This is a genomic window from Caldovatus sediminis (assembly GCF_014644455.1).
GTDB classification, from domain to species: Bacteria; Pseudomonadota; Alphaproteobacteria; order Acetobacterales; family Acetobacteraceae; genus Caldovatus; species Caldovatus sediminis.
Genome location: NZ_BMKS01000006.1, coordinates 209389 through 225459, shown reverse-complemented (window position 1 = coordinate 225459; position 16071 = coordinate 209389). Strand labels below are relative to the sequence as shown.

Here is a 16071-nt window from a genome sequence, read left to right as displayed (position 1 = left end):
GATCACGGCAGGCGCACGAGGAACAGCTCCTCGAAGACGAACTGCACCACCCACCCGGTGCCGAGCGCAATGGCGGCGGCCTCGAGCAGCCGGCGTGGCCGTCCGGCCGCGCCGTGCCGCCACTCGAACCCCGCGGTGAAGGCGAAGACGAACAGCGCCGTGGCGAGCCAGAAGGGCAGCCGGCCGATCAGGAACCCCGCGTAGAGCGTTCCGAGCGCGGCGGCGAAGCCCAGCCGCAGCGCGTCCTCGCGCCGCGGCGCCCCGGCGCCCGCCGCCCCGCCCCCGTCGCGCAGCGCGCCGCGCCGCACCGCGCGCAGGCCGAGCACGAGCGCGAGCAGCGCGATCACCGTGCCGTGGAACCCCGGCACGATGCCCGGCGCCGTCAGGCCGGTGCCCGACTGCTCCACGAAGGTCGGCATCCTCAGCGCCAGGGCGACGACGGAGAGCCCGAAGGCGAGCAGCACCGCCGCCGCGACCAGGTCGGCGCGCGGGGAGACCGGCGCCCGCTCGCCGGCGAGGGGGGAGTGGACCTCCGGCGGTGCCGCGCCGCGCTCGCTCAAAGCCGCTGGATTCCGACCGTGTCCGGCGAGATCCGCGCCTTGCCGCCGTCGTAGTAGAGCCAGGCGGTCTGGCGCACCATCTTCCACGCCTCGTCGTAGGCCTGCTGGCCGTGCAGCGGCGTGAACAGCGCCGCGCGCTGCGCCGCGTAGTCCTTGAGGCGCTGGCTGTTGGCGATGCGCTCCTCCCAGACCCGGCTCATGGTCTGCACCACCGGCTCCGGCACCCCCTTCGGCACCCAGATGCCGAAGTAGTTGAGCGGCGCCGGGATGTCCGGGATCCAGCGGCGGATCGAGGGGATCTCGCCGTAGCCCGCGAGCGTCACCGGCTGCTCGGCCTGCACGGCGAGGGGGATCAGGCGCCGCGCCTTGATCATCTCCGCCGCCTCGACCAGCAGCACGGCGCCGACCGGCACCTCGCCGGAGACGGCGGCGACGGTGGCCGGCGCGCCGCCGTCGTAGGTGGCGTGGCGGTACTGGATGCCGGTCGCGGCGCGGATCGCCTCCATGAAGTTGTGCCCGGCCGAGGAGACGCCGGCGGTGGAGACGCCGATGGACTGGCCGCGCGCCTTCAGCGCCTCCAGCAGCTGGCCGAAGTCGCGGAAGCCGCTGTTCGGGTTGGCGACGACGATGTTGACGTTGGCGACGGCGAGGAACAGGTGCCAGTCCTTGAGCTCGGTATCGAGCAGGCCGAGCACCTTGTAGCAGCCGACGTCCACCGCCGCGCCGGCGGCCCAGGTCAGGCCGTCCCTCGGCGCCTCCAGCGCGTTGCGGGTGCCGATCGAGCCGGAGGCGCCGGGCTGGTTCACCACCACGAAGCGCTGGCCGATGGCGTTCTCCAGCTCGGCGGCGACGATGCGCGCCATCTGGTCCGTGCTGCCGCCGGCGGCCCAGGGGACGATGATCGTCACCGGCCGTTCCGGCCGCCAGGGGAGGTTCGGCAGCGGCTGCGCGCCGGCGCGCACCGGCGCCGTGCCGGCGAGCGCGGCGGCGGCGGTCGCCGCGAGGAATTCCCTGCGTTGCATCTTCGCCTCCCTCGAAGGCCCGTTGTCGCGGTCGGCGGGCGGGCGACCCGCTGGCGGCGCGGATGGTGCGGCGCCCCGCGCGCGGGCGTCAAGGCGCAGGAGTCAGCCGAATTCCGGCCCGGCGACGGCGACCAGCGGCGCGGGATCGCCGGGCGGCGCGGCCGCGTCGAGCACCATGCGGGTGAAGGGCCGCTGCGCGACCGCGCCGTGCGCGGCGCACCAGGCGGCGACGCCGGCGGCGGCGTCGCGCAGGTCCGCCACCGCGCGCGCCGCGCCGGGCGCCGCGGGGGGCGGCAGCGCCGCCAGCGCCGCGGCCATCAGCGCGCGCGCCGTGGCCTCGTCGGGCGCGATGAGCGGGCCGAGCTGCGGCGAACGCAGCCCGTCGCGCGCCAGGACGAAGCCGCGCGGCGCGTCGGCGGCGTCCACCGCGACCCACGCCGCACGCGGCATCCGCGCCGCGAAATCGCGCAGCAGGGCCTCGCGCGGCGCGCCGAAGGCCGCGGCGTCGAGGGCGCAGAGCGCCGGCCAGTCGGCCTCCCGCAGCGGGCGGAGCGGGACGCCGGGTTCCGCGGGCAGCGCCTCCGGCAGGGCCCAGCGGCGGAAGCCCCAGGCGTCGCGGAAGCCGAGGCGGCGATAGACCTCGCGCCCCGCCGGGGTGGCGTCGAGCCCGACGCAGGGCACGCCGCGCAGCGACTCCACCGCCCAGCGCATCAGGGCGGTGGCGAGCCCCTGGCGCCGCCGGTCCGGGCGGACCAGCACCATCGCGATCCAGGCGACCTCGGCGCCGTAGGAGATGATCGCGGCGGTGGCGGCGAGGGCCGCGGGATCGCCGTCGTCGAGCGCGCGCGCCGCGCCGTGGCGCAGGAACAGCGCCCAGTCGGCGGCGGTCTGGTTCCAGCCGATCAGGGCGGAGAGCGCGGCGGCGCGGGGCAGGTCGGCGCGCTCGAGCGGGCGGAATCCGTGCATGGCGCCGCGACGCTCGGCGGCGCGCGGCGGCGCGTCAAGCGGCCGCGGGGGGCGCGCCTTGACGGCGCCCGCCGAGGGCGCCTCCACTCGCCGCGATGGCGGACGGTCTGCTCCTCCTCGGCTGCGGCGCCTTCGGGCGGGTGCATCTGCGCGCGCTCGCGACGCTCGGGCGCGGCGGGGAGGTCGTCGTCCACGATCCCGATCCGGCGATGCGCGCCGCCGCCGCGGCGGAGTTCCCCGGCCTGCGCTTCGCCGCCAGCGTCGAGGAGGGCCTGGCGCGCTGCGCCGCGGCGATCGTCGCGACGCCGGTGCCGACCCACGCCGCGCTCGCCGAGGCGGTGCTGCGCGCGGGCCGCGACCTGTTCCTGGAGAAGCCGGCGGTGGAGACCGCGGCCGAGGCGGAACGCCTCGCGGCGCTGGCGCGCGAGCGCGGGCGCGTGGCGCAGGTCGGGCTGTATTTCCGCTTCCACCCGAAGGCGCGGGCGCTGCGCCGGTTCGTCCTGCGCGGCCTGTTCGGCCCGCTGCACTGCCTCGCGGCGCGGTTCTCCGGGCTGAAGCGAGCGCGCGGCGATTCGGGGGCGCTGCTGAACGACGCGGTGCATTTCGCCGACCTGCTGCCCTGGCTCGCCGGCCTGCGGGTGACGGGGGTGTTCGCGCAGCTCGCCGACCCGCTCGGGCGCGGGCGCGAGGACCTGGCGCTGATCCAGCTCCGCTTCGCCGGCGGCGCGATCGGGTTCATCGAGGCCGGCTGCGTGCTGCCCGGGCGCTGGCCGGACGCGGTCGTGCCCGGCGCCGAGACGCGCAAGGAGGTGATCCTGGCCGGCCGCGACGCCCTCGCCGAGATCGACTTCGCCGCGGAGACCTTCGTGCTCCGCCGCGGTCGCCACCGCCCCGCGGGGAACGGCGCCTGGCTGCCGGAGCACGGCCCGCGCGAGGCGGTGGGCGTCCCGGCGGCCGATCCGGTGCGGGTCGTCGCGGCCGAATTGTCGCGCTTCCTTGCCTGCGTGGCGCTGCGCCGGACGCCGGAGGCCGACCTGCACGCCGGCGCCGTGCTGCCCGCGCGCCTGCTGGACGCGGCGCGGCGTTCCGCGCAAGAGGGCCGGATGGTGTCGCTGGAGGAGGCGGGGTGATGCGCATCGCGCTCTGCAACGAGGTGGTGGCGGATCTGCCCTTCGCGCGGCAATGCGCGCTCGCCGCCGCCCTCGGCTACGACGGCATCGAGATCGCGCCCTTCACCCTCGACCGCGAGGCGCCGCACCGCCTCTCCGCCGGGCGGCGCGCCGAGGTGCGGCGGGCGGCGGCGGAGGCAGGCATCCCGATCACCTCGCTGCACTGGCTGCTGGTGGCGCCGGCGGGGCTCTCGATCACCAGCGGCGATCCGGCGGTGCGCGCGCGCACGCTGGAGGTGATCGAGCGGCTGATCGGGCTCGCCGCCGACCTCGGCGCGCGGCTGCTGGTGCACGGTTCGCCGGCGCAGCGGCGCGCGGAGGGGCCGGGCGATGCGGCGCGGGCCGAGGAGGCGATGGCCCGCGCCGGCGAGTGGGCCGCGCGCGCGGGCCTGACCTATTGCCTCGAACCGCTGGCGCGGCGCGAGACGAACTGGGTGACGACCGTCGCCGAGGCGGCGGAGGTGGTGCGGCGCCTCGGCGTGCCGGGCCTGCGCACCATGCTCGACCTCTGCGCCGCCGGCAACGGCGAGGCGGAGCCGGCCGCCGCGCTGCTCGAACGCTGGGTGCCGACCGGCCTGATCGCGCATGTGCACCTGAACGACCGCAACCGCCGCGCCCCGGGCCAGGGCGCCGACCGCTTCGGCCCGGTCCTCGCCGCGCTGCGCCGCGCCGGCTACGCCGGCGACTGCGCGGTGGAGCCGTTCGAGTACCTGCCGGACGGGCCGACCTGCGCCGCGCGCGCCATCGGCTACCTGCGCGGGTTGCAGGAGGAGAGCCGCCCATGACCGCCGCAGCGCCACGCTTCCGCGTCCTCGCGATCGAGCGGCGCGAATGGCCGTTCCGCCTGCGCCTGCCCTTCCGCTTCGGCGTCGTCACCGTCACGCACGGCCGCCAGGCGGTGGTGCGCGCGCGCATCCGCACCGAGGACGGGCGCGAGGGCTGGGGCGTGGCGGCGGAGACGCTCGCCGCCAAGTGGTTCGACAAGGACCCGCGGTGGACCGACGCGCAGAACGAGCACCAGCTCCGCCGCGCGCTGGAGATCGCGGGCGAGGCCTCGCTCGCCGCCGGCGCCAACACCGCCTTCGGGCACTTCGCCGACGCCTACGCCGACCAGGTCGCCGCCTGCGCGCGCGAGGGGCTGAACCCGCTGGTGGCGAGCTACGGCCGCGCGCTGGTGGACCGCGCCGCGCTCGATGCGCTGCTCAAGCTGCACGGCGCGGGCTTCTGGGCCGGGATGCGCGCCAACCTCGGCGGCATGGCGCCGCACCCCGTCATCCCCGACCTCGCCGGCTTCGACTTCGCCGCGCTGCTCGCGGGCCTCGCGCCGCTGCGGCGGGTGCATGCGCGGCACACGGTCGGCCTCGTGGACCCGATCACCGCCGCCGACCAGGCGGAGCGCGTCGGCGACGGCCTGCCGGAGACGCTGGAGGAGGTGGTCGCCGCCTACCGCCACCGCTACTTCAAGCTGAAGGTCGGCGGCGACGCGGCGGCCGACGTGGAGCGGCTTGCGCGCATCGCCGCGGTGCTCGACCGCCTGCCCGGCGGCTACCACGCGACGCTCGACGGCAACGAGCAGTACGCCGACGCGGAGGGCGCGCTCGCGCTGTGGCGCGCCATGGAGGCGGAGCGGCGGCTCGACCGGCTGCGCGATTCGATCCTGTTCATCGAGCAGCCGGTGAAGCGCGCACAGGCGCTGGAGAGGAGCATGGCGGCGCTCGCCGCGGCGCGGCCGGTGATCATCGACGAGAGCGACGGCGATCTGGACGCCTTCGTCCGCGCCAGGGCGCTGGGCTATGCCGGCGTGTCGAGCAAGGCGTGCAAGGGGGTGTGGCGGTCGCTGGTCAACCTCGCGCGCTGCCGGGCGTGGAACGCGGCCGAGGGCGGCGGCCGCTACTTCCTGTCGGCGGAGGACCTGACGACGCTCGCCGGGGTGTGCGTGCAGCAGGACCTGGCGCTGGTGGCGCTGCTCGGCCTGGCGCATGTGGAGCGCAACGGGCACCACTTCGTGGACGGCTTCGCCGGCCGGCCGAAGGCGGAGGCGGTGCGGTTCCTGGAAGCGCACCCGGACCTCTACGCCGACACGCCGCGCGGGCCGCGGCTCGCCATCCGCGAGGGGATGCTGGCGCTCGATTCGCTCGACACGCCGGGGCTGGGGGCGACCGTCGAGCCGGATTTCGGCGCGATGGCGGAGATGCCGAAGGCCGAGTGGCCGCCCCCTGCCGGCGGCGTCTGACCGGCGCCGCGCGACTCAGCAGGCGGTGGCGTGCCGCCGCTTCATGATGGCGAGCACCTCGTCCGGGTCCTCCGCCCACCAGCGGCGGGAGAGCAGCTCGACCTCCGCCGGCCCGTCGTAGCCGGCGGCCTCGACCATCCGGCGCAGCGCCGGGATGTCTATGACGCCGTCGCCCGGCATGCCGCGGTCGAAGACGAGGTCGGTCGTCGGCACCAGCCAGTCGCACAGGTGGAACCCCATGACGCGCCGGCCGGCGCGGGCGATCTGGCGCGCCACCTCGGGGTCCCACCAGACGTGGTAGCAGTCCACCGCCACGCCCGCGCCCTCGCCGAGCTCGTCGCAGAGGTCGAGCGCCTGGGCCAGGGTGGTGACCACGGAGCGGTCGGCGCAGGTCATCGGGTGCAGCGGCTCGATCGCCAGGCCGACGCCGGCCGCGCGCGCCTCGGGCAGGATGGCGTGCAGCCCCTCGCGCACCATCGCCCGCGCGCCGGGCAGGTCCTTCGATCCGGGCGGCAGGCCGCCGCCGAGGACGACGAGGCAGCGCGCGCCGATCGCGTGCGCCTCGGCGATGGCGCGGCGGTTGTCCTCGATCGCGGCGGCGCGGCCGGCGGCGTCGGCGGCGGGGAACATGCCGCCGCGGCAGAGGCCGGTCACCGTCAGGCCCGCGTCGCGGATCCGCCGCGCCGCCCGCGCCACGCCCATCTCCGCGAGCTTGTCGCGCCAGGGCGCGATGCCGGGGATGCCGTGGCGCGCGCAGCCCTCGATGCACTCGGCGAGCGACCAGCGCTCGCGCACCGTCACGGTGTTGAGCGCGAGCGGCAGCATGCGCTCAGGCGATCCCGTGCAGCGCGAGGAGATGGCGCATGCGCGCCACCGCCATCTCCGGGTCGCGCAGCAGGCCGGCGGCGTCGGCGAGGCGGAACAGCTCGGCGAAATGCAGGATCGAGCGCGCCGACTGCTGCCCGCCGACCATCACGAAGTGGTCCTGGTGCCCGTTCAGCCAGGCGAGGAACACCACGCCGGTCTTGTAGAACCGGGTCGGCGCGCGGAAGATGTGGCGCGAGAGCGGCACGGTCGGCGCCAGGATCGCGTGGAAGGCCGCGAGGTCGTTGCGCGACAGCGCCGCCAGCGCCCCGCCCACCGCCGGCGCGATCGGGTCGAAGATGCCGAGCAGCGCGTCGGAATGGCCGTGCTCGTCGCCGGCGATCAGCTCGGCGTAGTGGAAGTCGTCGCCGGTGTACATGCGCACGCCCCTGGGCAGGCGGCGGCGCATGGCGATCTCCTTGTCCTTGTCGAGGAGGGAGATCTTCACCCCGTCCACCTTGGCCGCGTTGGCGTGGATGACGGCGAGCGCCGTCTCCATCGCCTGCCAGTGGTCGCGGCTGCCCCAGTAGCCCTCGAGCGCCGGGTCGAACATCTCGCCGAGCCAGTGGATGATCGCCGGCTCGCGAAGCTGCGAGAGGATGCGGCCGTAGACGCGCTCGTAGTCGGCGGGGCCGCGCGCGGCCTTCGCCAGGGCGCGGGAGGCCATCAGGATGATCCGCCCGCCCATCGCCTCGACCGCCCCGCACTGCTCCTCGTAGGCGCGGATCACGTCGTCCACGGTCACGTCCGGGCCGGGAGCGAGGTGGTCGGTGCCGGCGCCGCTCGCGATCACCGCGCCGGGCACGTCCTTCGCGGCGTCGAGCGAGCGGCGGATCAGCTCCTTCGCGCCCTCCCAGTCGAGGCCCATGCCGCGCTGCGCCGTGTCCATCGCCTCGGCGACGCCGAGGCCGAGCGACCAGAGGTGGCGCCGGTAGGCGACCGTGCGGTCCCAATCAATGCGCGCGTCGAGCCACGGGTCCTGCTCGGCCAGCGGATCGGCCACCACATGCGCGGCGGCGAGCGCCACGCGGGGGAAGGGCGGCGTCGCCCGCGGGAACGCGCGCGGCGCGCTCGTGGCGAAGGGCTCGATGCGGCCGGAGGCGGTCGGCAGCCCGATCGTCGGCATCGTCAGGCCTCCAGCTTCGGCAGGTCGATCCAGCGCCGCTCGCGCCAGCTCTGCAGCCCGGCCTCGGCGAGCTGCACGCCCCTGGCGCCGGCCATCAGGTCCCACGGGAACTCCGCCACCTCGCCCGCGACATGGCGCAGGAACAGCTCCCACTGGGCGCGGAAGCCGTTGGGGTAGGGCTGGGTGTCCGGCACCTCCTGCCAGCCGGCGAAGAAGTCGATGGTCTGCGGCACGTCCGGGTTCCAGACCGGCTTCGGCGTGTTCACCCGGCTCTGCGTCCAGCACTTCTGCAGGCCGGCCACCGCGCTGCCGTGCGTGCCGTCCACCTGGAACACGGCGAGGTCGTCGCGCCGCACCCGCGTCACCCAGGAGGAGTTGATCTGCGCGACGATGCCGCCCGCGAGCTCGAAGGTGGCGTAGGCGGCGTCGTCGGCGTCGGCCCTGTAGCGCCGCCCCTGTTCGTCCACCCGCTCCGGGATGTGCGTCGCGCCGAGGCAGGAGACGGCGCGCACCTCGCCGAACAGGTTGTCGAGCACGTAGCGCCAGTGGCAGAGCATGTCGAGGATGATGCCGCCGCCCTCGGCCTTCCTGTAGTTCCAGGAGGGCCGCTGCGCCGGCTGCAGGTCGCCCTCGAACACCCAGTAGCCGAACTCGCCCTTCACCGCGCAGATGCGGCCGAGGAAGCCGGAGTCGATCACCAGCTTCAGCTTGCGCAGGCCGGGCAGGAACAGCTTGTCCTGCACCACGCCGTTCCTCACCCCCGCCTCGCGCGCGCGCCGCGCGACGTCGAGCGCGTCCGCCAGGTTGTCGGCGCTCGGCTTCTCGCAATAGACGTGCTTGCCGGCGGCGATCGCCTTGCGCAGCAGGCCGGCGCGCATCTGCGTCGTCGCCGCGTCGAAGAACACCGCGTCGCGCGGGTCGGCGAGCGCGGCGTCGAGGTCGGTCGAGACGCGCGCGATGCCGTGCGCCCTGGCCAGCGCCTCCAGCCTCTCGCGGTTGCGCCCGACCAGGATCGGGTCGGGCATCAGCCGGTCGCCGTCGGCGAGCGGCACGCCGCCCTCGGCGCGGATCGCGGCGATGGAGCGGACGAGGTGCTGGTTCGTCCCCATCCGCCCGGTCACGCCATGCATGATGATGCCGATGCGGCGCTCCGCCATGCGTCGGGTTCTCCTCAGGAAAGCCAGCGGTGCAGGTTGTCGCGGACGAAGGCGTCGTCGGTGAGCTGCGGGTAGCGGCGCGCCACCGCCTCGATCAGCGCCGCCTGGCCGGGCGAGAGGCCCTCCTCCGGGTCGAGGCACCAGGTGCCCTCGAGCAGCCCCTGGCGGCGCAGCACCTCGTGGCAGCCGGCGATCACGCCGCGGAAGCCGTTGGCGACGTCGAACACGGCGGCGTTCATCTCCGTCACCTGCGCATCGAGCGCGAGCAGGCCGGCGGGCAGCGTCGGCCCCCGCCCCTCGGCGCGGCAGCGCGCGTGCAGCTCCACCGCGGCCCTGGTCCAGACCGACCAGTGGCCGAGCAGGCCGCCGACGATCCTGAGCACCGCCTCGCGCCCGTCGTGGCGCAGCGCGAAGGGGGTGAGGAGGTCGGCGACGATGTGGTCGTCGTTGCCGGTGTAGAGGGCGATGCGCTCCTCCGCCCCCGCCTCCAGCACGCCGCGCAGCACGTCGAGCGTGGCGTAGCGGTTGAAGGGGGCGATCTTGATCGCGACGACGTTCTCGATCGCGGCGAAGCGCCGCCAGAAGCCCGCCGGCAGCGGCACCCCGCCGACCGCGGGCTGGAGGTAGAAGCCGAACAGCGGCATCTCGCGCGCCACCGCCTGGCAGTGGGCGATCATCTCGTCCTCGGAGGCGCCGCGGAAGGCGGCGAGCGAGAGCAGCACCGCGTGGTAGCCGAGGCCGCGCGCGATCCGCGCCTCGCGCACCGCCTGCGCGGTGCGGCCGATCGCGCCGGCGACCAGGATCGCGGTGCCGCCGCGCTCGGCCGCGGCCTCGGCGGCGATGCGCAGCACCGGCTCGTGGAGCCCGGCCTCGCGGATGGCGAACTGCGTGGTGTGCACGCCGACGGCGAGCCCGCCCGCGCCGGCGTCCAGGTAGTAGCGCGACAGCGCCCGCTGCCGCCGCGCGTCCAGCTTCCGCTCCGCGGTCAGCGCCAGCGGATGCGCCGGGATCACGCAGCCCCCGCGCAGCCGCTCCAGCATCCCCGCGGGCCAGTCGCTCCAGCGCAGCACCTCTCCCTCCCCGGCCGAACCGCGCGTTTCGTCCCGCCGCCGCCGCCCCCTGTCAACGCCGTCTCAGAACCGCCCGTCCCGCACCTCGAACCTGGTCGGCTTGCCGAGCGTCCGCCCGCCGCGCGCCACCCAGTCCGCCACCCAGTCCACCATGCGGAGCAGCGGCACCCGCGGATAGCCGAAGCAGCGGAAGGCCCGCGCGGCGTTGGAGAGCAGCGCGTCCGGCGCCTCCGTCCCCTCGAACGCCGGGGCGCGGCCGAGCCGCTCGCCGAGGCGCTCGGCCAGCCAGCGGATCGCGACCGTCTCCGGCCCGGTGACGTTGAGGATCGGGCAGGCGGGCGAGGCATGGCGCAGCGCGCGCAGGGCCCAGGCGTTGGCGTCGCCCTGCCAGATCACGTTGGCGTGGCCCATGGCGAGCGGCACGGGGATGCCGTCGCGCACCTTCACCGCCACGTCGTGCAGCACGCCGTAGCGCAGGTCTATCGCGTAGTTCAGGCGGATGCCGGCGCAGGCGGTGCCGCGCGCCGCCGCCGCGTGCTGGAACACCCGCTCGCGCCCGAGGCAGGAGGCGGCGTAGTCGCCGACCGGCGCCGGCGCCACCCCCTCGTCCGCCCCGCCGGAGGCGACGGGGACCAGCGGCAGCACGTTGCCGGTGGAGAAGAAGACGATGCGCGCGGCGGCGAAGCGCTCCGCCACCATCGCCGGCAGCAGCACGTTCATCGCCCAGGTCAGCGGCTCGTTGCCGGTCGAGCCGAACTTGCGCGCCGCCATGAAGACCACGTTCGGCGCCTCCGGCAGCGCGGCGAGGGCGGCGCGGTCCATGAGGTCGGCGGCGCGGCACTCCACGCCCCAGGACTCCATCCGCTCGCGCAGCCCGGGCTCGGAGAAGCGCGCCACCGCGATCACCCGCCGCGCCGGGTCGGCGCGCTTCGCCAGGCGGCAGAGCGTCGGCCCCATCTTGCCGGCGGCGCCGAGCACCAGGAGGTCGCCCGGCACGGCGGCGAGGTCGGCGCGCAGCGCCGCGTCGGGGCGGCTCAGCACCTCCTCGAGCGCCTCCTCGTCGGCGATCCGCTCGGGCCAGGCGGGGGTGGCGGCGGCGGTGTCCTCGTCCATGGCTCCCTCCCTCGGCGGCGGACGGAGCGGGAGGATTGCCGCGCCGCGCGCCGGGAGCAACCGCCGCCGGTCCGCGATCAGGGCCGCGGACCATCCCCGACGGACGACCGGACGCGCGCCCGCGTCAACGCCAGGGAGGGTCCCGCCCCGGGGCAGCATCGCTCGCCCGGTCCCGCCGGGGGCGCGCCGGGGCGGCGATCCCGCCGGGCAGTCCCGGCGGCTCGGCGGCCCCGTGGACGTCTTCCCGACGCCGCGGGCGCCGCGAGCAGCGGCCCGCGAGACAGGCCGCGCCCGTCCCGCCGGGGATCCCGCCGGCGGGGGTCAGCCGACGACCTTGTAGCCCTCCTCCTCGATGGCCATGGAGACGCGGCTGCGGGACAGGTCCGTCTGCGCCTTCACCGTCTTGTTCTCCAGGTCCACCTCCACCTTCGCGTCAGCGTCCTGCGCCTGGATCGCCGCCGTCACCGCCTTGACGCAGTGGCCGCAGCTCATGCCTTCCACCTTCAGGGCGATGGTCGGCTTCTCCTCGCTCATGCTCTCTCGACCCTTTCCAGTCCTTCCAGCTCGTCGAGGATCGGGCAGTCGGGCCGCTCGTCCCCGTGGCAATGCTCGGCGAGGTGCCGGAGGCTCGCCGCCATGGCGCGCAGCGAGGCTGCCTTGGCCTCCAGCGCCGCGACATGATCCAGCGCAAGCCGCTTGACCTCGGCGCTGCTGCGGTTGCGGTCGCGCCAGAGCGCGAGCAGCCTGCGCACCGTCTCCAGCGGGAATCCGAGGTCGCGGGCGTGGCGGATGAAGCGCAGCACCGCGACGTCGGCCTCCGCATAGGCGCGGTAGCCGTTCGCCGCCCGCTGCGGCCTGATCAGCCCGATCGCCTCGTAGTGGCGGATCATCTTGGCGGAGACGCCGGAGGCGGCGGCCGCCTCGCCGATGGTCATCATGGATGCGGCCTCCCGCACGCCGGCGGCGAGGCGGTCCGAGCGCCGCGGGGAGACCGGAGGCCCGCCGCCACCCCCCGCGCCGGACACGGCGGCATGCGGAGGGCGGCCGGCCGGAGCGGAGGCGCGACCTGGGGCGCCGAGGGAAGACGGAGCGGGCGGCATGGCGGATCACCTCCGTGCCCCAGATGGGGGTTCCCATGGCGGGAAGGTCAAGGCGTCCGCGCCCCCTGCCAGGCCGGTCCCGCCCGCGCCGGCTGTTGCCCCGCACGACGATGCGCCGCCGCCCCGACCGGGGCGCCCGTGCCGCCGGCGCATTGACTTCGCCGATCCGCTCCCCGAGATGCTGTGCCCCATGTTCCGCCCGTGGCGCCGCACGCCCCTCCTGCCGCCATGCCTCCTGGCGATCGCCCTGGCTGCGGCAGCGGGACCGGCGGCAGCACAACCCGGACCGCCCCCCGCCCAGGGCGAGATCCACCCGCGCGAGCCGTTCCGCGTCGTGAACCGCACCGGTCAGACGGCGACGGCGCTGCACGCCGTGCGCAGCGGCCGCGGCGACTGGGGCCGCAACCTGCTGAGCGGGCCTCTCGCCCCGGACGGCGCCTTCCGGCTGCTGCCCGATGAGCGGGCCGGCTGCCGCTTCGACATCCGCCTGGTCCTCGCCGACGGGCGGGAGGCGCGCCTGACCAACCAGAACGTATGCGACAACCGCGTCGTGCCGGTGGGACCGGCGCAGGTCGCCGCGGCGGGCGGAGGATTCGCCCCGGTGCCCGAGGCGCGGGTCAACCCCGGCGCACGCGTCGCCTCCGGCACCGGCTTCGTGGTGGCGCGGGACCGCGTGCTGACCAACCAGCACGTGATCGCCGGCTGCAACCGCGTGCTGGTGCGCGCCGCCGACGGCCGGCTACTCGCCGCGGTTCCGCCGGCGCGGGTGGACCAGCAGCGCGACCTCGCCGTGCTGGAGGTGCCGGGCGATCCCGGCCCGCCGCTCGCCTTCCGCGCCGGACCGCCGGTGCGTCGCGGCGAGGGCGTCGTCACCTACGGCTTTCCCCTCTCCGGCCTGCTCTCCTCCGGTCCGACTCTCACCACGGGCGAGGTGAGCGCGCTGGCGGGGCTGCGCGACAACCCCTGGCAGTTCCAGATCAGCGCGCCGGTGCAGCCCGGCAATTCGGGCGGGCCGCTGCTCGACCACCGAGGCCTCGTGGTCGGGGTGGTGGTGAGCAAGCTGAACGCGCAGCGGGTGGCGCGGTACACCGGCGACATTCCGCAGAACGTGAACTTCGCCGTGAAGGGCAGCGAGGCGCTGGCCTTCCTGCGCCGGGCGGGCATCGCGCCGCCGCTCGCCGAGAGCCGCGGGCCGGAGCGCGGCGCCGTCGAGGTCGGAGAGGTCGCGCACCCGAGCACGGTGTTCATCCGCTGCGAGCGGTGACCGCGACCTCGCGCCCCCGTCGGACGCGCGCCGCGGCTACAGGCCGAGCCGGGCCGCCGCCTGCTGCAGCACGGGCAGCACATAGAAGAGAAGAAGCATCGCCCCATTGAAGGCGAGGCGCATCGCGTAGCTCCGGTAGGCCTCGTCCAGCCCCAGCGTGCAGGACACCCCCGTGCCGAGGATCGCCGCGACGAGGCCGGGAGCCACCATGCGCCTGACCGTCTCGGGATCGCCGAGCACCGCGAGCAGGTAGGCCCCTGCGGTACGGGCAACGAGCTGCAGCGCGGTCGGGTCGCCTTCCATGCCGCTCCGGATCTCCGCGGCCACATTGCGCGCGCCCTGGTTAAGAGGGGGTGACCAGAGCCGGTGCTCCCCTGGCGGAGACCGCGTGACGGCTGCGGCAGCGCCCGCGCCGCGCCTCCGGGCGGGCGACGCGCGCAGGGCGCCCCCGGTTCCGGCGCCCCCGTGCCATACGCCATCGCCGACGCGGACAGGGACCCGCCCGGTCGCCGGCCCCCGGGCCACGGCGGCGGACGTCGCGAGGCGCCCCGGAAGCCGGACTGATGCCACGGCGTCAGCCTTCTCGGCCCGCACCGTGCCGGCATGCTCGCCGGGCCGAGCGCAGGCGGTCTGTTCGTCGCGTGCCCGGCCCGGCGGCGACGGGGCCGCGCGCGGAGGCCGGTGCCACGGGTGCCCGCCGATCCGCCAGGCGAGGCGCGCGAGTCGTGTCAACCCTGCCTTGCAGCAGGGGAGCCCGTTCTCTAGCGATCGGGGACTTTCTTGACATTCCCTCACCCGTTCGCGATGATTTCGGCCGCATTGCATCGCAGGCCGGGAGATGCGGGGGCTCGAGGCGGCGGGCTTCGCAAGGGGCGAGGCGCAAGACGCCGACAGCCCCGCGCAGCGCCCGACAGCGACGATCTGCAACCGCCGTCTCGCCGGGCAGACAGTCCCTTGGGTCCACCCCCAGCCAGCCATTGCCAGCCGGTGCATGTCCTGCTCGACGTCTCCAGGCTCCTGAGCTGCGGCCGCAGGCAGACCCCGTCCGGCATCGACCGGGTCGAGGCGGCCTACGCGCGCTACTGGCTCGCCGCGGCGCCGCCGGAGCGCGTCGGTTTCGTCGGGCTCAGCGGGTGGGGCGATTTCGCCGCGGTGCCCCGGCAGACCGTGCAGGCGATGCTCGGCGCGCTCGACGAGGCCTGGGCGGGGGTCGGGCCGGGACTCGGCCGGGCGCGGAAGCGGGCCGCGCGGATCGGCGCGGCGGCGCAGTCGGCGCTGCTCGCCGGGCTCGGCCGCGGCGCGCTGCGTCGCCTGCTGCGCAGCGCGGGGGGGCGGCGGAGCGTCCTGCTCTCGGTGTCGCACCGCTCGCTCGAACGGCGCGAGCCGATCCTCCGGCTGCGCCAGCAGGGTGCCGCCTTCGTGCCGCTGGTGCACGACCTGATCCCGGCGACCCATCCCGAATACGCCCGACCCGGGGATGCCGGGCGGCACCTGCAGCGCCTGGCCACGGTCGCGGCGCTGGCCGACGGGGTGATCGTGAACTCCGAGGCGACCGAGGCGGTGCTCCGCCCGCACCTGATCCGCCGGGGCGGCCCACCGCCGGTCGCCGTCGCCCCGCTCGGCCTCGAGTTGCCGCCCGCGGCGCTGGGCGCCGCGCTCGCCACGTCGCCGCAGGGGCCGGAGGCGCGGCGGGAGGCGCCCTATTTCGTCACCATCGGCACCATCGAGCCGCGCAAGAACCACCTCCTCCTGCTGCACGTCTGGCGGGACTTCGCTGCCCGGCTCGGACCGGACGCGCCGCGCCTGCTGCTGATCGGCCGCCGCGGCTGGGAGAACGAGAACGTCCTCGACCTGCTCGACCGCTGCACCGCGCTGCGCGGCCTGGTGGAGGAGGTCGGGCAGGTCACCGACCTCGCCGCCATGCGGCTGCTGCGCGGCGCCCGCGCCCTGCTGTTCCCGAGCTTCGCCGAGGGCTACGGCCTGCCGCTCGCGGAGGCGCTGGCGCTCGGCACCCCGGCGCTGGTCAGCGACATCCCGGCGCTGCGCGAGGTCGGCGGCGCCGCGCCGGACTACCTCGACCCGCTGGACGGGCCGGGCTGGGCCCGGGCGATCCTCGACTACGCCGATCCGCGCTCGGCCGCCCGCGCCGCCCAGCAGGACAGGTTGCGGCAATGGCGCGCGCCGAGCTGGGCTGACCATTTCGCGATCGTGCAGGATCTGCTGGCGCGCATCGTCGCCGCGCCCGACGGCGCCTTGGCGGCGGCCGGGCGCGGCGGCGAGCCGGCCCGCTCCGGCGGCGGCCGCCTGCGTCCGGCGGCGCCGGCGACGCCCCCGGCCGCCGCCGTGGTTGCCGCCGCGGACGGCGGTGTGCGATGAGTCCGACCCACCCTCCGATGGCCGCTTCGCCGAATCGGAAGCCGGAGCGAA

The 16071-nt window shown here is 76.0% G+C and carries 16 protein-coding genes; 5 read left to right on the top strand and 11 right to left on the bottom strand.

Going from position 1 to position 16071, the window contains the following annotated elements; translation table 11 throughout:
- Nucleotides 1–2: 2 nt before the first annotated feature.
- The 3 genes from IEX99_RS12130 to IEX99_RS12120 all read right to left on the bottom strand — a co-directional run bounded on the left by IEX99_RS12130 (nucleotide 3) and on the right by IEX99_RS12120 (nucleotide 2548).
- A complete protein-coding gene (locus tag IEX99_RS12130) occupies nucleotides 3–560 on the bottom strand; it encodes a tripartite tricarboxylate transporter TctB family protein (RefSeq protein ID WP_188900561.1) in 558 nt (185 codons plus the stop codon).
- Nucleotides 557–1582 (bottom strand): tripartite tricarboxylate transporter substrate binding protein, encoded by a 1026-nt coding sequence (locus tag IEX99_RS12125; protein WP_188900559.1) that lies wholly within the window; start codon nucleotides 1580–1582, stop codon nucleotides 557–559. The genes IEX99_RS12130 and IEX99_RS12125 overlap by 4 nt, the downstream gene beginning before the upstream one ends.
- A 102-nt stretch (nucleotides 1583–1684) precedes the next feature.
- Nucleotides 1685–2548, bottom strand: a complete 864-nt coding sequence (locus tag IEX99_RS12120; protein WP_188900557.1) for a GNAT family N-acetyltransferase — start codon at nucleotides 2546–2548, stop codon at nucleotides 1685–1687.
- A gap of 95 nt (nucleotides 2549–2643) precedes the next feature.
- On the opposite strand from IEX99_RS12120, the gene IEX99_RS12115 reads away from it, so the two are divergent.
- Genes IEX99_RS12115 through IEX99_RS12105 form a run of 3 tightly spaced genes read left to right on the top strand, consistent with a single transcriptional unit; the run spans nucleotide 2644 to nucleotide 5950 of the window.
- Complete coding sequence (locus IEX99_RS12115; protein ID WP_188900555.1) at nucleotides 2644–3678, top strand: Gfo/Idh/MocA family protein; 1035 nt, start codon at nucleotides 2644–2646, stop codon at nucleotides 3676–3678.
- Nucleotides 3678–4502, top strand: a complete 825-nt coding sequence (locus tag IEX99_RS12110; RefSeq protein ID WP_188900553.1) for a sugar phosphate isomerase/epimerase family protein — start codon at nucleotides 3678–3680, stop codon at nucleotides 4500–4502. The genes IEX99_RS12115 and IEX99_RS12110 overlap by 1 nt, the downstream gene beginning before the upstream one ends.
- Entirely contained in the window at nucleotides 4499–5950 is a 1452-nt protein-coding gene (locus IEX99_RS12105; protein ID WP_188900551.1) for an enolase C-terminal domain-like protein, read from the top strand. The genes IEX99_RS12110 and IEX99_RS12105 overlap by 4 nt, the downstream gene beginning before the upstream one ends.
- Before the next feature lie 15 nt (nucleotides 5951–5965).
- Here IEX99_RS12105 and IEX99_RS12100 read toward each other — a convergent pair whose 3' ends face one another.
- The 7 genes from IEX99_RS12100 to cueR all read right to left on the bottom strand — a co-directional run bounded on the left by IEX99_RS12100 (nucleotide 5966) and on the right by cueR (nucleotide 12218).
- Nucleotides 5966–6775: a sugar phosphate isomerase/epimerase family protein gene (locus IEX99_RS12100; protein ID WP_188900549.1), complete on the bottom strand. Its 810-nt coding sequence runs from the start codon at nucleotides 6773–6775 to the stop codon at nucleotides 5966–5968.
- A gap of 4 nt (nucleotides 6776–6779) precedes the next feature.
- On the bottom strand, nucleotides 6780–7940 hold the full coding sequence (locus IEX99_RS12095; RefSeq protein WP_188900547.1) for a dihydrodipicolinate synthase family protein: 1161 nt from the start codon (nucleotides 7938–7940) through the stop codon (nucleotides 6780–6782).
- Nucleotides 7941–7942: 2 nt separating this feature from the next.
- Nucleotides 7943–9097: a Gfo/Idh/MocA family protein gene (locus IEX99_RS12090; protein WP_188900545.1), complete on the bottom strand. Its 1155-nt coding sequence runs from the start codon at nucleotides 9095–9097 to the stop codon at nucleotides 7943–7945.
- A gap of 14 nt (nucleotides 9098–9111) precedes the next feature.
- Entirely contained in the window at nucleotides 9112–10167 is a 1056-nt protein-coding gene (locus IEX99_RS12085) for a dihydrodipicolinate synthase family protein (RefSeq protein ID WP_229677976.1), read from the bottom strand.
- A gap of 63 nt (nucleotides 10168–10230) precedes the next feature.
- Nucleotides 10231–11280 carry an NAD-dependent epimerase/dehydratase family protein gene (locus IEX99_RS12080; RefSeq protein ID WP_188900543.1) on the bottom strand — a complete coding sequence of 350 codons (1050 nt, stop codon included), beginning with the start codon at nucleotides 11278–11280 and terminating at the stop codon, nucleotides 10231–10233.
- Nucleotides 11281–11601: 321 nt separating this feature from the next.
- Entirely contained in the window at nucleotides 11602–11814 is a 213-nt protein-coding gene (locus tag IEX99_RS12075) for a cation transporter (RefSeq protein ID WP_188900541.1), read from the bottom strand.
- Nucleotides 11811–12218, bottom strand: coding sequence for a Cu(I)-responsive transcriptional regulator (gene cueR / locus IEX99_RS12070; protein ID WP_456304528.1), 408 nt, complete (start codon nucleotides 12216–12218; stop codon nucleotides 11811–11813). The genes IEX99_RS12075 and cueR overlap by 4 nt, the downstream gene beginning before the upstream one ends.
- A 352-nt stretch (nucleotides 12219–12570) precedes the next feature.
- Here cueR and IEX99_RS12065 point away from each other — a divergent pair, with 352 nt between their 5' ends.
- On the top strand, nucleotides 12571–13644 hold the full coding sequence (locus IEX99_RS12065; RefSeq protein WP_188900539.1) for a trypsin-like peptidase domain-containing protein: 1074 nt from the start codon (nucleotides 12571–12573) through the stop codon (nucleotides 13642–13644).
- Nucleotides 13645–13680: 36 nt separating this feature from the next.
- On the opposite strand, the gene IEX99_RS12060 is transcribed toward IEX99_RS12065, so the two are convergent.
- Nucleotides 13681–13947, bottom strand: coding sequence for a hypothetical protein (locus IEX99_RS12060; RefSeq protein ID WP_188900537.1), 267 nt, complete (start codon nucleotides 13945–13947; stop codon nucleotides 13681–13683).
- 651 nt (nucleotides 13948–14598) lie between these two features.
- On the opposite strand from IEX99_RS12060, the gene IEX99_RS12055 reads away from it, so the two are divergent.
- The gene (locus tag IEX99_RS12055; protein ID WP_229677975.1) at nucleotides 14599–16020 is read left to right on the top strand and encodes a glycosyltransferase family 4 protein; all 1422 of its coding nucleotides are present in this window, start codon (nucleotides 14599–14601) and stop codon (nucleotides 16018–16020) included.
- The last annotated feature ends 51 nt before the right edge of the window (nucleotides 16021–16071 follow it).

Coding starts and splice junctions, on each gene's coding strand:
- IEX99_RS12075 (WP_188900541.1), bottom strand. CDS start 11,814: ATGAGCGAGGAGAAGCCGACCATCGCCCTGAAGGTGGAAGGCATGAGC.
- IEX99_RS12080 (WP_188900543.1), bottom strand. CDS start 11,280: ATGGACGAGGACACCGCCGCCGCCACCCCCGCCTGGCCCGAGCGGATC.
- IEX99_RS12060 (WP_188900537.1), bottom strand. CDS start 13,947: ATGGAAGGCGACCCGACCGCGCTGCAGCTCGTTGCCCGTACCGCAGGG.
- IEX99_RS12125 (WP_188900559.1), bottom strand. CDS start 1,582: ATGCAACGCAGGGAATTCCTCGCGGCGACCGCCGCCGCCGCGCTCGCC.
- IEX99_RS12095 (WP_188900547.1), bottom strand. CDS start 7,940: ATGCCGACGATCGGGCTGCCGACCGCCTCCGGCCGCATCGAGCCCTTC.
- IEX99_RS12065 (WP_188900539.1), top strand. CDS start 12,571: ATGTTCCGCCCGTGGCGCCGCACGCCCCTCCTGCCGCCATGCCTCCTG.
- IEX99_RS12090 (WP_188900545.1), bottom strand. CDS start 9,097: ATGGCGGAGCGCCGCATCGGCATCATCATGCATGGCGTGACCGGGCGG.
- IEX99_RS12110 (WP_188900553.1), top strand. CDS start 3,678: ATGCGCATCGCGCTCTGCAACGAGGTGGTGGCGGATCTGCCCTTCGCG.
- IEX99_RS12115 (WP_188900555.1), top strand. CDS start 2,644: ATGGCGGACGGTCTGCTCCTCCTCGGCTGCGGCGCCTTCGGGCGGGTG.
- IEX99_RS12100 (WP_188900549.1), bottom strand. CDS start 6,775: ATGCTGCCGCTCGCGCTCAACACCGTGACGGTGCGCGAGCGCTGGTCG.
- cueR (WP_456304528.1), bottom strand. CDS start 12,218: ATGATGACCATCGGCGAGGCGGCCGCCGCCTCCGGCGTCTCCGCCAAG.
- IEX99_RS12105 (WP_188900551.1), top strand. CDS start 4,499: ATGACCGCCGCAGCGCCACGCTTCCGCGTCCTCGCGATCGAGCGGCGC.
- IEX99_RS12120 (WP_188900557.1), bottom strand. CDS start 2,548: ATGCACGGATTCCGCCCGCTCGAGCGCGCCGACCTGCCCCGCGCCGCC.